Source organism: Pseudomonas psychrophila HA-4, from assembly GCF_000282975.1.
GTDB classification, from domain to species: Bacteria; Pseudomonadota; Gammaproteobacteria; order Pseudomonadales; family Pseudomonadaceae; genus Aquipseudomonas; species Aquipseudomonas psychrophila_A.
Map to the genome: position 1 here is coordinate 1 of NZ_ALJC01000111.1, position 13393 is coordinate 13393.

Consider the following 13393-nt stretch of genomic DNA (forward strand, 5'->3'; position numbering starts at 1 on the left):
GGGGTTTGTGTTTACTTAATGTGGCGGTGAAGGAGAGATTCGAAACCGCCCGCTATTAGTTTTCTGCGTCAAAGCCCACGGATTATAAGGGCTGTAGAGGAGCAGTGTGGAGAAAAGCGTTCCCATGGCGTTCCCATGGGTTTGTGCGAAGCAGCCTGTGAGTCGGGGCTTTGCAGGTGGTTGCCGTTTTCGGGGAAGCCCATCGGAAAAAGGTAATTTGAGTAATGCTGAATCTGAAACGGGCTGAATGGTATGTAATTCAAGGGTTACAGCAGATACGGAATAGGTAATTTTTAAGTGATGAATAAGTAATCTAATTACTCTTTTATCAGGTAAGATCCGAAGCAGACTATGTCGTTACAAATCAATAACTTAAAGATAAATTACTTTTTAGATCACTTAAAATCACTTTCCTATGTAATCCTCAAAACCCAGTGAATACGGGACTTTCAAGCACCTTTCGTCAACGGAATACCTAAATTACCTTTTTCCGGTGGCGGTCCCGCGAACACTCGTTAAAGCCAACTTTCCCCCCTCAAACCCAACTGCCGCCTCTCGTCTTGAAAAGAACTTTCTGTGCAGGGATACGCAGGGTTTTCGCGCTCCAGAAACCTCAAGCCAGCCCACAGCCCAGCCCGCTGTCGGCCAGGTGCAGAACTGCGGAAAAAAAGACCTATTTAGCCCGCAGGCGAGGTGGGGGGACAACGGCGCGCGCCGATGCTCAAGAATATCAACGCTCGAGGTCTTCCCGAGTCGTCGCATTCATTTAAGAAGTACACGCTCTGTGGCCCAGCATGTGGATGATGCGATGGAAAATATCAATCTACTGAACTATAGAAAAAATGCAGAGTTAGGTAGCATAGGGGTATAGCGACCCAATCCCACTAATCATCATATACAACCCATAAATTATTTAAACGGAGGTAAATATGAGCTTTGACATGTCAGAGATAGAGTTTCTTGACTGGAGCAAAATCTCACAAGAAGATTGGACTCGCTCAGGGGTAACATGGGATAACTTATCTGCAATAGCATCAGCTTATAGCAACGCGCAGCCTACATTAATTAGTACTGCAGAGCAGTTATCCTCCAGGATAAGAACCTTTGAAGGCGTACACTCTGTTAGATGGAGGATAAAGAACCCTCTGCACCTGCTAAAAAAAATAATCCGAAAGAACCTTGAAGATAAACCTCAAGAGAAATGGAGAAACATAAATAGCGAGAACTATTTATCTTGCGCAACCGACTTGATAGGAGTGAGAGCACTACACTTATTCAAAGATGAATGCTTGGTGATTGACAACTCAATACGCAACACATGGGACATATGTGAGCCCGCCACAATTTACATACGCGAAGGTGACAACACACACCCAGAGTTAATAGAGCGCGGCGGACAAGTAAAAGATCATGAATTCGGTTATAGATCGATTCACTATCTAGTAAGCAGCAAACCGGAAAAACAAATTCTAACTGCTGAGATCCAAGTAAGAACTATATTCCAAGAAGGTTGGAGCGAGATAGACCACAAGGTTAAATACCCAGATTACTCAGACAATCAAGAAGTAAAATTATTTCTACAAGTATTTAACGGATTGGCAGGCAGCGCTGACGAAATGGGATCTTTCGTTAAAAACCTGACAAAAGTCTTAAGTGAAAACGAACGAACTACCAAAAGAGCTTTCGCAGAGCGCCAAGCGGCTATCGAAGAAAGGGATCAAGCTATGGAAAAGATTTCAAGCTCTATAGCTGAATTGAACACCCTTAAAAACAGAGATAAAGAATCTCAAGCTTTAATACAAGACATGCAAGAAAACTTGAAAAAACTCAAAGAGACCCAAACTCTACCTGCGGCTGACTACCATAACTGGAAAAGTTTCGACGACATATTATTAAAACAACAAGTAAGCTTCACAAATAAACCTACACTTGTTGATCCCGTATGGAACGACGTGGATATTGGCAAATCAATTGCCAGTTTAGGAAAAGCGCTTTCAGAAATAGGTTCAATTGGGAAAACTCAAAAAAAACGCGACAAGTAAATATATGTGAGGCTGAGCCCACCACCTCAGCCTAACTATTATTTATCTCTCACTCCAACTCACTGCTCAATAATCTTCAAAACAACATCCCCATCACCCCCGGCACCCAATTCATAATCACCAATTCCCCACTAACCTCCCCCTTCCCTTGCCTCTGATTAGCAGTGCTATACCGAATATCCACCGTCTCAAAATGAAACCCTTCAAACACCCGCCGAATATCGGGATGATCATTAATACTGACCATCACCTTCCCTTTACACCGCCGCATAAATCCCGCCATCAGCTCATAATTCTCAAACCCAAACTCCACCCCATACCCAGCCGTCTGCCAGTAAGGCGGGTCCATGTAGTGAAACGTGTGCACCCGGTCATACCGCTCTGCACACTCAAGCCAAGGCAAGTTTTCCACATAAGTGCCCGACAACCGCTGCCAAGCCGCTGACAAATTCTCTTCAATCCTTAACAAGTTAATCGCAGGCCCCGTGGTCGCAGTGCCAAACGTCTGCCCGCTCACCTTCCCTGCAAAGGCATGGTGCTGCAGATAAAAGAACCGTGCCGCCCGTTGAATATCCGTCAGAGTTTCTGGCCGGGTCATTTTCTGCCATTCAAAAATCTGCCGAGAACTAAGCGCCCACTTGAACTGGCGCACGAACTCTTCCAGGTGGTTCTGCACCACGCGGTACAACGTCACCAGATCGCCGTTGATGTCGTTAAGCACTTCAACCGGCGCAGCCTGGGGCCGCATGAAGTACAGCGCGGCGCCGCCAGCAAAGACTTCGACGTAACATTGATGCGGTGGAAACAGTGCAATCAGGCGGTCTGCCAACCGGCGCTTGCCGCCCATCCACGGGATTATGGGCGCGCTCATGCTTCGCCCCCCGTCATCTCATACGCCCTAAACCTAACCACCTCCTCCCCCACCCACTCATTCAACTGCGTCATCCGCGCCTGAATGGGTTCCAGCTCGTTCATCACCCACACTTGCGTCGCTTCCTTGATCGAGCCAAATCCGCCCGCGTTCTGCGGCACGATACCCATCAACTGCGGCGGTATGCGCAGGCTGGCCAACACATCATCCCGCGTCTGATTTTTAATCGAACTGAACTCATCCTTGGCCGCCACTTCACTGACCGGAATCAACTGAATCCCGTCCTTTTTCCCATTCGGTGAATACACAAACAGATTGCGAAAGTTGCCCGGTCCTTTTGAATCCTTTAACGCCTTACGCAACGCATCCACATCAGATTCATTCTGCGCAGGATCCGTCATGTACAAAATGAACCCCGCATGGCTGCCGTTCTCGTAATACTTGCGACGAAACAACGTTGCCGATTCATTCAACAACGCCGACTGCAACGCGCTTATCCATTCCGGCAGCCCATACACCTCTTGGTGCAGATCCGCTTCGCGCAGATGAAACACACTGCCCGCCTCGAACTCATGTTCTTCCTGCCAGCCCTGAGCCAGAAAATAACGTCCGTCCCGCCCGGCTCTCATGTATTTAGCCAACGCTGGCTTCAACTGCATCACCGAACCCAACATTGAACGCTGAGCCTCGACATACCCATTGCCCAAGCTCAAAAAATCCAACGCAAACTGCTCAAACGACGCCCGTGAAAACAACCGATGCGGGATAAACGTCTTGCTCAGCAAGTTGCGCTTAAACGTCAGCCCCGAATGCAAGTGCACACTGGAACCCACCGCACGTGAAAGCCCATCTAAAGACAACGGTGGCTCGTACCAGCGCCCGTTAAACCAGCACTCCAAATAATCAAACACCGCCCGGCCGCCTAGCACCGGAGCAGGATCGCCAAAGCTGAACACCTGTATCGACTGATCAACACGGTTGACCACCTGTGATTCGTTCATCCAAAAATCTCCATCCGCCCGGTATTGGCAGTGGTCTGCCCCTCAAGCGGTTCGTTGTGCAATGCGTGAAAGAGCGCCCAGGCCAAATCGGCGTGGCCGGTAGTGTCGTTGCGCCCTGCGGTGTAGGTGTACTGGCGACCGCCTGCGGTCACGGTTTTGCGGATGGCCATCAGCGACTGAGCCATGTCAGTCCACCCAGCATCGAATTCCAGCCTACCGCTGTGGATAACGTCGTAGGCCTTGAGCACCAGACGGGTTTTGACTTCCGGCGAGTAGCTGAACGTGGTCACGTTGGGAAAGAACTGGCGCACCAGCTGCGCCACGCCGCTGCCCAAACCCGTGACATCGATGCCGATGTAAGTCACCCAGTAGCGGTCGCACACGCGTTTGATAAAGGCTGCCTGCGCGGCGAAGTCCATGCCCCGGAACTGATGCCGCTCCAACACCCGGAACTTGCCACCCGGCACCAGCGGCGGCGCACACACCACCAGCCCCGAACAGTCGCCGGTTTCGGCGGGGTCGTAACCGATCCACACTTGGCGGTCGCCAAAGGGCCGCGCGGCAAACGGCTTGTAGTCCTCGGCCCACTCAACCCAACTGTCGACCATGCACGACTGCAGCAAGGCCAGTGGAAAGATGCTGGCCCCATCGTCAATGAATTCGCACATCAGCAGGTTGGTAAACGCTTCCGGGCTGTACTCGCGGCGTATTTCTTCGATGTCGAACAGGTCACAACCACCCCGCTCCGCATCGAGAATGGTGACGATCTGCCGCCACAACCGATCCTCACAAAAACGCCCCTGTTGCAGACGCCCGTGAGACACGTCGACCTTGGTGTGTTGCGCGGCAGGTTTGCCCTTGTTAAAGCGCTCGCCCGTCCAGAAGGTGTACGCCTCATGGGCCATGCTGGACGGCGTCGAAAAGTAGGTCTTGCGCCATTTTTTGTGCAGCGCCATGCCCGAAGCAACCTTATTCAGCTCTTCAAACTTGAACGTCCAAAAGAACTCATCAAAGTAGAAATTGCCGTGGTAGCCCTGAGCGGTTCGGGCATTGGTACCCAGAAAAAACAGCTCGGCACCATTGGGCAATACAATCGGATCCCCCGTCAGCTCAACGCCGCACACCTCACGCACAAACGCCAGAATGTACCCCCGAAACAGGTACGCCTGATTCTTGGAAGCCGACAGAAAAATCTGATTACGCCCCGTGTCCAGCGCATCGAGAAACGCCTCACGGGCAAAGTAGTAAGTGGCCCCGATCTGCCGACTTTTGAGAATCACGCGCGTGCGTTGATTACCCGCCCGGTACCAGTCTTTCTGGTAATCAAAACAGCCATCAATAAACGCCTCGCGCAGCAGCTCGATCTGGTCTTCGCTGATCTCGTTTTTGACCGCTTTCTTCTTCGGCTCACTGTTGCGCTTGGCCAAGTTGGGGTTCAGGTCCGTTTCAGTACCGCCCTCCTGGTAACGCACAATTCGCGCTTGCCGCTCAAGCTGGCGGTGCAGCAGGTCAATTTCCTTAAAGTCGCCGCTGCTCTTGCCCTCCTTGAGGATCAACTGCACCAACCGGGCTTCCAGCGCCCCGCCGATGCGCTCGACGTTATCGGCGCGATCCCACTCGTCGCGGGTCTTCCAGCTGTGCAACGTCTTCTCTTTTTCGCCCGTCGCCTCGGCGATCTCGCAGATACGCCACCCCATCCAGTACAAAAACTTGGATTGGCGGCGCGCATCCATCGGTAACAAGGCAGTCGTAGTCATGGCTGCGATGCTGCAGCCCGCGCCCGCGACTCTATAGCCCGCCCCCTTGTACCTCTCGGCCCTACAAGGGCGCCTCGTTGCCGCAACGCGCGCGCGTCCCGAACATGCCCCTCATTGCAACGCGTCTTCGCACCCGATACGCGCCCCCGCACTGAGGACTCACGGCATGAAAAAATTTCGCAGCAAATGGTTCCGGGTCGCCGTCGAAGGCGCGACCACCGACGGGCGTCGTATCGAGCGAGACTGGATCGACCAGATGGCCGCCAGCTACGACCGCAGCAAATACGGTGCCCGCGTGTGGCTGGAGCACATTCGCGGCACCTTGCCCGACTCCCCGTTTCGCGCGTACGGCGACATCCTCGCGGTCAAGGCCGAAGACATCGAACTCGACGGTAAAAAAGTCCGCGCGCTGTTTGCCCAGATCGAGCCCACCGACGATCTGGTCAGCATGGTCAATAAGCTCAAACAGAAAATCTTCACCAGCATCGAAATCCGCGAAAAGTTCGCCGACACCGGAAAAGCCTACTTGATGGGCTTGGGCGTCACCGACACCCCGGCCAGTCTTGGCACCGAAATGCTGGCCTTCTCCGCCCAACACCCCGATGCCAGCCCGCTCAAATCGCGCAAACAGTCCCCCGACAACCTGTTCACCGTGGCCGAAGAGACCGAGTTGGTATTTGAGGAATACGAAGAAAAACCCAGCCTCGGCGCCCAACTGTTCAGCAAGGTACAAGATCTGCTCAAACGCAAAGACGCCAAGGATGACGGCGAATTCAGCGCCATCGGCCAAGCCGTGGAAGCCATCGCCGAACATGGCCGAGACCTCGCCGAACAGCTCAACGCCTACCAGCAAACCCATACCGAACTGCACAGCCACGTACAGCAGCTGAGCGCCGACCTGACAGCGCTAAAAACCACGCTCGGCAACACCCACGACCACACACAAACCCAACGCCCGCCGGTCACCGGCAGTGGCAACCAAGCCCTGGCTGAATTCTGACCCAGCGGCCCACCCCACTCTCGGAGACACCCATGCGCAACGACACACGCAAGCTCTACACCGGCTACCTCAACCAAGTCGCCAAGCTCAACAACGTAGACTCAGCCAACGCCACCTTCAACGTTGACCCAACCATTCAGCAGCGGCTGGAAACCAAGATTCAGGAGTCGAGCGAGTTCCTGACCAAAATCAACCTCATCGGCGTCGACGAACAAGAGGGTGAAAAAGTCGGCCTTGGGGTCGGTGGCACCGTGGCCAGCCGCACCAACACCGCGCTCAAAAAGCGTGAACCTCGCAGCATCGGCAGCCTGTCCAGCGACAAATACAAAGCCGAGCAGACTGACTTCGACACCTTTGTCAGCTACCGCCAGCTCGATGCCTGGGCCAAATTCCCCGACTTCCAGACCCGCTTGTCCAACGCCATCGCCCAGCGCCAAGCCCTTGACCGCATCCAAATCGGGTTTTATGGCACCTCGGCCGCCGAGCAAACCGACCGTGAGGCCAACCCGCTGCTAGAAGACGTCAACATCGGCTGGCTTGAGCAATACCGCCTGCATGCGCCCGACCGCGTACTCAAAGAAGGCGCGAACGCCGGCATGATCACCATTGGCAAGCACGGCGACTTCAAAAATATCGACGCCCTGGTGTATGACGCCATCCAATTGCTTGACCCGTGGTATCGCCGCAATCCGGGGCTTGTGGTGCTCACCGGGCGCGAGCTGGTGCACGACAAATTCCTGGCCCTGGTCAACAAAGAACAAGACGCCACCAACACCTTGGCCAGCGACCTGATCATCTCGCAACGCCGTGTCGGCGGGCTGCCGCTGTACGAAGTGCCGTACATCCCCGAGGGCACCATCCTCATCACCACCTTCGCCAACCTGTCGGTGTACTGGCAAATAGCGGCCCGCCGCCGCTACCTCAAAGAAGAACCCGAGTGGAACCGCGTCAGCAACTTCGAATCGTCGAATGAAGCCTACGTGGTTGAGGAATACGGTCTGGGTTGTCTGCTCGAAAACATCACCCCAGTCGACACCGTTGAGCCCGAACCTGCCCCTGAACCAGAACCACAAAACGAGGCTTAAACCATGGCCCTTAGCCTTGCCCAAGCCCACCAGCGCCGCGCCCGTGCAGCCATGGAATCGGCCAAAACTGCGCCCCGGCAGTCAATGGCCGGCGCCACCGCTTACGAGCATCAACTCAACCAGTTGCTGCAAGACCGGCTGCGCCTCAAGTCCATCCAGTCCAACGAAGGCAAGGCCGCGCTAAAACTGCAGCTGCTGCCCGACTACATCCCCTACGTCGAAGGCGTACTGGCCGCTGGCAACGGCGCCCAGGACGACGTCATGACCACCGTGATGGTCTGGCGTATCGACGCAGGCGATTACTCGGGGGCACTGGATCTCGCGGCCTACGTGCTCAAACACAAACTGGTGATGCCGGATCGCTTCGAACGCACGACCGGCTGCCTCGTCGCCGAAGAAGTCGCCACCGCAGCCCTCAGGGCACAAAAGGCTGGCGACAACAGCTTCGACATCGGCGTGCTGTATCGCACCCTCGACATGACCGAAGACCAAGACATGCCCGATCAGGCCCGCGCCAAGCTCTACCTGGCCACCGGGCGCGCCACGCAGGTCGGCATTACGGCGGACACACGCGGCCAAGCGGGCCAGCTTGAGGCCGGTATAGACCTGCTCAAACGCGCGATTGTGCTGCACGACGGCTGCGGCGGAAAAAAGGATTTGGAAGGCGCCGAACGCCTGCTGAAAAAACACACCGCACCCGCCGATTGAGCGGCTGCGGCTAACCGAGCGTCCCCACGCACCCCGCCGGCTCGGGGCTGAACGGCCAGAGTGCTTAGCAAACCTGAACCGTAACGCCCCGACCACCGGCGACCTATAACAGAGCTTGCGCATGAGCGGATTTGTAGCCAGCGGCAGCACACCCAGCGGCCATATCAACACCGACCCCTTCTGGCCCTCCATCGACCTGGACGCCTTGCGCGCCACCCTGCGCATCGACGCCAGCGTCACCCCGGCCCGGCTGGAAACCGCGACCATTACCGCCGCCATAAACCTTAATCGCGAACTCAAAGACTGGCGCACCCAGCAACAGCTCGCAGGCTACAGCACACTCACCGATGTGCCTGCCGAGCAGGTGCAAAACGTATCGGTGCTGGTGCACCTGTACCGCCGGGCGATTGAAGCCGCGACCGGCGCCGAAGTCTGCGAACGCTACCGCAGCTACGACAGCACCAAGGCTGGCAACAACAACGCCGAAGACCTTACCCCAACCGTCGACGACTACCGCCGCGACCTGCGCTGGGCAGTGCGCGACTTTCTGGGCCTCAACCGCAGCACCGTGGAGTTGATCTGATGACTACCCCGGTTTACGCCCAACAAAACGACACCGTCGACGCCCTGTGTTGGCGTCATTACGGGCGCACAGCGGGCGTGACCGAGGCCGTGTTGGTAGCCAACCCCGGTTTGGCCGAACACGGCCCGTTTGTGCCTCACGGCACCCTCATCAACCTGCCCGAAGCCCAACCCGCAGCCCCGCAACGGCACAGGGTCAACCTATGGGACTGACCCCGTCGCCTGAACAACGAGGTGCATCGCATGCCTGAACGTCCTGACACCTGGGCCTGGTTCGCCACCTGGCTTGAACAACACTGGCCAACGCTCTACGCAGGCGCTTTGGCCTTGTTCATCGCCGCCCTGCGAGTGATGTACGGCGGCGGCACCCTGCGCCGCGTACTCATAGAAGCACCGCTGTGTGGCGCCTTGGCCCTGACCGCCAGCCACGGCTTGGCCTTGATCGGCGTCCCCCTCACCACCGCGCCCTTTTTTGGCGGTGTCATCGGCCTACTGGGCGTGGAAGGCACCCGCGCGGCGGCCAAAAAACTCTTCATTCACAAGGCAGAACAACCATGAACCCTCTACGCCACGGCGACCGCTCTCACGCGGTCCGCAGCCTGCAAAAAAGCCTCAACCAACACGGCGCCAAGCTTAATACCGACGGCGACTACGGCGACGCTACCGAAGCACAAGTGCGCGACTACCAGCTCAAAGCGGGGCTTGTAGCCGATGGCATCGCCAACAGCGCCACCCTCGCCAATCTGGCCGGCAATGATTGCCGGCAACTGCTGAAAAATCATGACCTGATCAACGCCGCCCAACGTCTCGACGTACCGCTGGCCAGTGTCTACGCGGTCAACGAAGTGGAAGCTAACGGCAAGGGCTTTCTCGATAACGGCAAGCCGGTGATCCTGTTCGAACGGCACATCATGCACCGCCAGTTGGCCACCCCTCGCCATGCAAGCGACGACGTGGCCCACCTGCAACAGTTTGCCGATGAACTGGCGACCCTCAACCCGGCCATCGTCAACCCCAAACCCGGCGGTTATGCCGGCGGCAGCGCCGAACACCAACGTTTGAGCCACGCACGCCTGATCGACGACAACGCAGCCCTTGAGTCCGCCTCATGGGGCGCGTTCCAGATCATGGGTTTTCACTGGCAACGCCTGAGCTATGCCAACGTGCAAGCCTTTGTCGCTGCCATGAGCGCCGACGAATCGCAGCAATTCGACGCCTTTGTGCGTTTTATCCACACCGATCCGCTGCTGCACAAAGCTCTCAAAGCTCGCAAATGGGCCGAGTTCGCCAAGCGTTACAACGGCCCCAATTACCAACGCAACCTGTACGACATCAAGTTGCAACGGGCGTTTGAACGGCATGCTAACTGCGGTTGCGGTTCGGCGGTGTCGGCATGATCGACCTCGACGAAATCTGCGCGCTGCGCGTGCAAGACGGCGACCTGCTGGTGGTGCCCTACACCACCGAAACCGAAGACATGCACGACCTGATAGACGCCCTGCGGCATGTACAACCCGATGCTCGGGTCATCATTATTCGTGGCCCGGTCGAACACCTGGATGTGGCCAGCATGAACCAATTGGGCTGGTACCGCGCGTGAGCACCTTGCGCCAGACGCTGTACGGGCTTGCCCTGCTCGGCGCATTGGCGTTGTTTATCTGGGGCCAGCAGCAGCGTATCGCCGTCGCCAAACAGGCCACGGCGCTCGCGCAAAAAAACACCCAAACAGCCCGTGAAAATGCCGCCCGCCATCAGGCCAACGCCACCACCCTGCGTGACGCCCTGAATCAGGAGCGTGCCGCACAAAGCCAACTTCGCAGCCTACACGACCAACTGCGCCAAGGGCTGGCCCGGCGCGAACAACAGATAGAGGGACTCAAAATTGAAAACTCGTCCTTACGTGATTGGGCTGCCCAGCCTTTGCCTGATGTTGCTCGTCGGTTGCGCGACCGTCCCGCCCTCACCGGCGCCGACGCTTATCGTCAATGGTTGTCCGGCCGTGGTGCCCTGCCAACTGCCCGCGACCGGGCCGAGCAGTAACGGCGAACTGCTCACCGACCAAGAGCGAATAGAAGCTGCCTGGGCGCAATGCGCGGCACAAGTCGACATGATCATTAACCAACAGCAGGCCACGCCATGAACAAGCCCGACCACCTGCGCGCTCACTTGCTGAGCACCGTCGGCGAACTCAAACACAACCCCGACCGGCTATTGATCTTTATCGACAACGGCAAAGTGCGCTGCACCGCTGCCGCCAGCCTGTCATTTGAATACAGCTTTGACCTACAACTCATCCTCACCGACTACGCGGGCCACCCCGACAGCGTCATGCTGCCGCTGCTCGGCTGGCTCAGCGTCAACCAATCCGAACTGCTCGAAAACCTCGACAAATCCGCCCAAGGCATCAAATTTGAGGCCGACATACTGGACAACAGCAAAGTGGATTTAAGCATTCGCCTGCCGCTGACCGAACGCGTGGTCGTGGGGCGAGACGCAGACGGCAACACCACCCTCAAACACCCCGGCGAACCGCAACGGGTGGCTGACTACCTGGACCCCGCATGGCGCCCCGGCAACCTAGGGCTCGACGGCGAATGGACCGTGCCCAATGGCCAATGACCTCGACGCACTGGAAGACTGGGCCAGCGTGCTGCTACAACAACTGCAACCCGCCGCCCGCAGCAAACTAACCCGTACCTTGGCCCAACAACTGCGCCGCAGCCAACAACAGCGGGTTAAACAGCAGCGTAACCCGGACGGCAGCCCGTTTGCGGCACGTAAGCCCAGAGAACTGCGCGCAAAAACAGGGCGCATTAAGCGACAGGCCAAATTGTTCCAAAAAATGCCAAAGGCCCGTTACCTCAATGCCAAAGGTGACGGCCAATCCATCACCGTCGGGTTTACCGGGCGAGTGGCGCGGATCGCGCGGGTGCATCAATACGGGTTGAAAGACCGTGCCGAGGCCAATGCCCCAATGGTTCGGTATAAACAGCGGGAAGTATTGGGGTTAACGCAGGAGGAGATCGACGTAATTCGTGATGGGCTCTTAAAACAACTGCTGCAAGCATAGAAATGACGCGCCTGTCGCCAAGCAAGCGCGTGCTGCTTAGTGCGTCGCCATACCGTCCAGCGACTTATCGACATACGCCTTGGCCAACTCGACCAAATGCGCCACCGACAGCACCAGATCGCGCTGCTGCCCGTTTAAGCCATTCCCCACCTCACTCGCCGAAGCACCCGCGCAGCGCAACAAGTCTGACGCTTGGGCCAAAGCCGCTTCTAAATTGACACTGTCCGAGATGGCATACAGCACCGTGCTCATAGGGCGAGCAGGTAAATGACTTTGCAGGTAGTAATCGAGCGCACGATCCGTGGCGGCACGGTCAAGCGACAGTGAATTGCACTGAGCAGCATCTTGCAGGGGTAAAGCGGGGGGATCGGGAACAATCTTTTTCATGGGTACAACTCCGTATTTACTCAAGGAGCTGTCACCTTTCGCTACTAAACGAATGGGTGGCAGCCATGCGCAGGTTAGTAGACCGGAGTACACGGAAAACCCGGCGCACCACAAGGGTGCCCTGCGCACGGCCACCATAAAACGGAGGCCGAAAAAAACGCCTCTGCGAAGGTGGCGTTTTGCGCCGTGTACTAAACCGAGCTACTAAACCCGACCGCTGATTTTGCAGCAGTAGGCCGAGACTAGAGGCCGATGTAGACCAACGCAAGCGCGCGGGATTTTCTAGGAAGTTTCGCGAGATAGGAAGGGAAACGTCGTACGAATTGCCTGATTTTGTGTCCGTAGACTGCGCTTACGTCACAGCCCAATGCCCCACAAACCAGATGAAGAGACATCACCTGATGATCCGAAGCGTTCTTGCGTGATTTGGATCTGGGCCGGGCTCGGTACAAATCACTGCTTTGAGACCACAGCGACGCGATGCCATCCACCTAACGGTGGCCCGACTCCACAGTAATAAATCTAAATGTTCGCTACAAAACAGCTGACTAAATTGTTTAGTCAGTGATTTATCAGAGGGAAGGTATATGGCAAATGAACGCGCTGACTGCGTCTGGAATGTGTTGGTTGATACGACAAATTGAAGTTCACGTGAATAACAAGCCTGCCTGATTTTCACGTGGTGGTATCGACCCCTTAGAAAGCCTGTGGCGTTTGCGCGAAGGATACTTTCGAGTCATCTGCAAAAACCATAACCGTGGATTGCGGACTCTTGTGGATGTTCCCATATCGCCCTTTTTCCACACGCCAGAAACCACAAACCCCCGACTTTCTCTAGGAAAATCAGGGGTTTGTGTTTACTTAATGTGGCGGTGAAGGAGAGATTCGAA

The 13393-nt window shown here is 56.2% G+C and carries 16 protein-coding genes and 1 pseudogene; 13 read left to right on the top strand and 4 right to left on the bottom strand.

All coding sequences use genetic code 11. The annotated features are described in order from the left end of the window. Positions 1-929 precede the first annotated feature (929 nt). Positions 930-2042: a RelA/SpoT domain-containing protein gene (locus B347_RS25175; protein WP_019411161.1), complete on the top strand. Its 1113-nt coding sequence runs from the start codon at positions 930-932 to the stop codon at positions 2040-2042. A 76-nt stretch (positions 2043-2118) separates the two neighbouring features. On the opposite strand, the gene B347_RS0118375 is transcribed toward B347_RS25175, so the two are convergent. From B347_RS0118375 to B347_RS0118385, 3 genes are read right to left on the bottom strand one after another with little or no spacing between them, the layout of a single operon-like run. Further along, positions 2119-2913: a DNA adenine methylase gene (locus B347_RS0118375; protein WP_019411162.1), complete on the bottom strand. Its 795-nt coding sequence runs from the start codon at positions 2911-2913 to the stop codon at positions 2119-2121. Continuing rightward, on the bottom strand, positions 2910-3914 hold the full coding sequence (locus B347_RS0118380) for a phage portal protein (protein WP_019411163.1): 1005 nt from the start codon (positions 3912-3914) through the stop codon (positions 2910-2912). The genes B347_RS0118375 and B347_RS0118380 overlap by 4 nt, the downstream gene beginning before the upstream one ends. Next, a complete protein-coding gene (locus tag B347_RS0118385; protein ID WP_019411164.1) occupies positions 3911-5671 on the bottom strand; it encodes a terminase ATPase subunit family protein in 1761 nt (586 codons plus the stop codon). Before B347_RS0118385 ends, B347_RS0118380 begins: the two co-directional genes overlap by 4 nt. Positions 5672-5837: 166 nt before the next feature. On the opposite strand from B347_RS0118385, the gene B347_RS0118390 reads away from it, so the two are divergent. The 12 genes and pseudogenes from B347_RS0118390 (at position 5838) to B347_RS0118440 (ending at position 12116) form a co-directional block, all read left to right on the top strand. Continuing rightward, positions 5838-6671, top strand: coding sequence for a GPO family capsid scaffolding protein (locus B347_RS0118390; protein WP_019411165.1), 834 nt, complete (start codon positions 5838-5840; stop codon positions 6669-6671). A gap of 32 nt (positions 6672-6703) precedes the next feature. Continuing rightward, positions 6704-7756, top strand: a complete 1053-nt coding sequence (locus B347_RS0118395) for a phage major capsid protein, P2 family (RefSeq protein ID WP_019411166.1) — start codon at positions 6704-6706, stop codon at positions 7754-7756. Between the two features lie 3 nt (positions 7757-7759). Then, positions 7760-8464 (top strand): phage terminase small subunit, encoded by a 705-nt coding sequence (gene gpM, locus B347_RS0118400; protein WP_019411167.1) that lies wholly within the window; start codon positions 7760-7762, stop codon positions 8462-8464. Positions 8465-8585: 121 nt separating this feature from the next. Then, on the top strand, positions 8586-9047 hold the full coding sequence (locus tag B347_RS0118405) for a head completion/stabilization protein (protein WP_019411168.1): 462 nt from the start codon (positions 8586-8588) through the stop codon (positions 9045-9047). Next, a complete protein-coding gene (locus tag B347_RS0118410) occupies positions 9047-9259 on the top strand; it encodes a tail protein X (protein ID WP_019411169.1) in 213 nt (70 codons plus the stop codon). Before B347_RS0118405 ends, B347_RS0118410 begins: the two co-directional genes overlap by 1 nt. A 30-nt stretch (positions 9260-9289) precedes the next feature. Further along, positions 9290-9604, top strand: coding sequence for a phage holin, lambda family (locus B347_RS0118415; protein WP_019411170.1), 315 nt, complete (start codon positions 9290-9292; stop codon positions 9602-9604). Beyond that, entirely contained in the window at positions 9601-10443 is an 843-nt protein-coding gene (locus tag B347_RS0118420; protein WP_019411171.1) for an N-acetylmuramidase domain-containing protein, read from the top strand. The genes B347_RS0118415 and B347_RS0118420 overlap by 4 nt, the downstream gene beginning before the upstream one ends. Further along, positions 10440-10646, top strand: a complete 207-nt coding sequence (locus B347_RS0118425; RefSeq protein ID WP_019411172.1) for a hypothetical protein — start codon at positions 10440-10442, stop codon at positions 10644-10646. The genes B347_RS0118420 and B347_RS0118425 overlap by 4 nt, the downstream gene beginning before the upstream one ends. Next, positions 10643-11086, top strand: a complete 444-nt coding sequence (gene lysB, locus B347_RS0118430; RefSeq protein ID WP_019411173.1) for an Rz-like lysis system protein LysB — start codon at positions 10643-10645, stop codon at positions 11084-11086. The genes B347_RS0118425 and lysB overlap by 4 nt, the downstream gene beginning before the upstream one ends. After that, a pseudogene (lysC, locus tag B347_RS26970) lies at positions 11001-11186 on the top strand (Rz1-like lysis system protein LysC); the annotation flags it as partial. The gene lysB and the pseudogene lysC, both read left to right, overlap by 86 nt. Further along, entirely contained in the window at positions 11183-11665 is a 483-nt protein-coding gene (locus tag B347_RS0118435) for a phage tail protein (protein WP_019411174.1), read from the top strand. The pseudogene lysC and the gene B347_RS0118435, both read left to right, overlap by 4 nt. Next, positions 11655-12116 carry a phage virion morphogenesis protein gene (locus B347_RS0118440; protein ID WP_019411175.1) on the top strand — a complete coding sequence of 154 codons (462 nt, stop codon included), beginning with the start codon at positions 11655-11657 and terminating at the stop codon, positions 12114-12116. Before B347_RS0118435 ends, B347_RS0118440 begins: the two co-directional genes overlap by 11 nt. A gap of 36 nt (positions 12117-12152) precedes the next feature. Here B347_RS0118440 and B347_RS0118445 read toward each other — a convergent pair whose 3' ends face one another. Then, entirely contained in the window at positions 12153-12503 is a 351-nt protein-coding gene (locus B347_RS0118445; RefSeq protein WP_019411176.1) for a DUF6124 family protein, read from the bottom strand. Positions 12504-13393 lie beyond the last annotated feature (890 nt).

Bases quoted from the DNA above. Each gene is read 5' to 3' on its own strand.
- B347_RS25175 (WP_019411161.1), top strand. From the start codon at position 930: ATGAGCTTTGACATGTCAGAGATAGAGTTTCTTGACTGGAGCAAAATC.
- B347_RS0118375 (WP_019411162.1), bottom strand. From the start codon at position 2,913: ATGAGCGCGCCCATAATCCCGTGGATGGGCGGCAAGCGCCGGTTGGCA.
- B347_RS0118380 (WP_019411163.1), bottom strand. From the start codon at position 3,914: ATGAACGAATCACAGGTGGTCAACCGTGTTGATCAGTCGATACAGGTG.
- B347_RS0118385 (WP_019411164.1), bottom strand. From the start codon at position 5,671: ATGACTACGACTGCCTTGTTACCGATGGATGCGCGCCGCCAATCCAAG.
- B347_RS0118390 (WP_019411165.1), top strand. From the start codon at position 5,838: ATGAAAAAATTTCGCAGCAAATGGTTCCGGGTCGCCGTCGAAGGCGCG.
- B347_RS0118395 (WP_019411166.1), top strand. From the start codon at position 6,704: ATGCGCAACGACACACGCAAGCTCTACACCGGCTACCTCAACCAAGTC.
- gpM (WP_019411167.1), top strand. From the start codon at position 7,760: ATGGCCCTTAGCCTTGCCCAAGCCCACCAGCGCCGCGCCCGTGCAGCC.
- B347_RS0118405 (WP_019411168.1), top strand. From the start codon at position 8,586: ATGAGCGGATTTGTAGCCAGCGGCAGCACACCCAGCGGCCATATCAAC.
- B347_RS0118410 (WP_019411169.1), top strand. From the start codon at position 9,047: ATGACTACCCCGGTTTACGCCCAACAAAACGACACCGTCGACGCCCTG.
- B347_RS0118415 (WP_019411170.1), top strand. From the start codon at position 9,290: ATGCCTGAACGTCCTGACACCTGGGCCTGGTTCGCCACCTGGCTTGAA.
- B347_RS0118420 (WP_019411171.1), top strand. From the start codon at position 9,601: ATGAACCCTCTACGCCACGGCGACCGCTCTCACGCGGTCCGCAGCCTG.
- B347_RS0118425 (WP_019411172.1), top strand. From the start codon at position 10,440: ATGATCGACCTCGACGAAATCTGCGCGCTGCGCGTGCAAGACGGCGAC.
- B347_RS0118435 (WP_019411174.1), top strand. From the start codon at position 11,183: ATGAACAAGCCCGACCACCTGCGCGCTCACTTGCTGAGCACCGTCGGC.
- B347_RS0118440 (WP_019411175.1), top strand. From the start codon at position 11,655: ATGGCCAATGACCTCGACGCACTGGAAGACTGGGCCAGCGTGCTGCTA.
- B347_RS0118445 (WP_019411176.1), bottom strand. From the start codon at position 12,503: ATGAAAAAGATTGTTCCCGATCCCCCCGCTTTACCCCTGCAAGATGCT.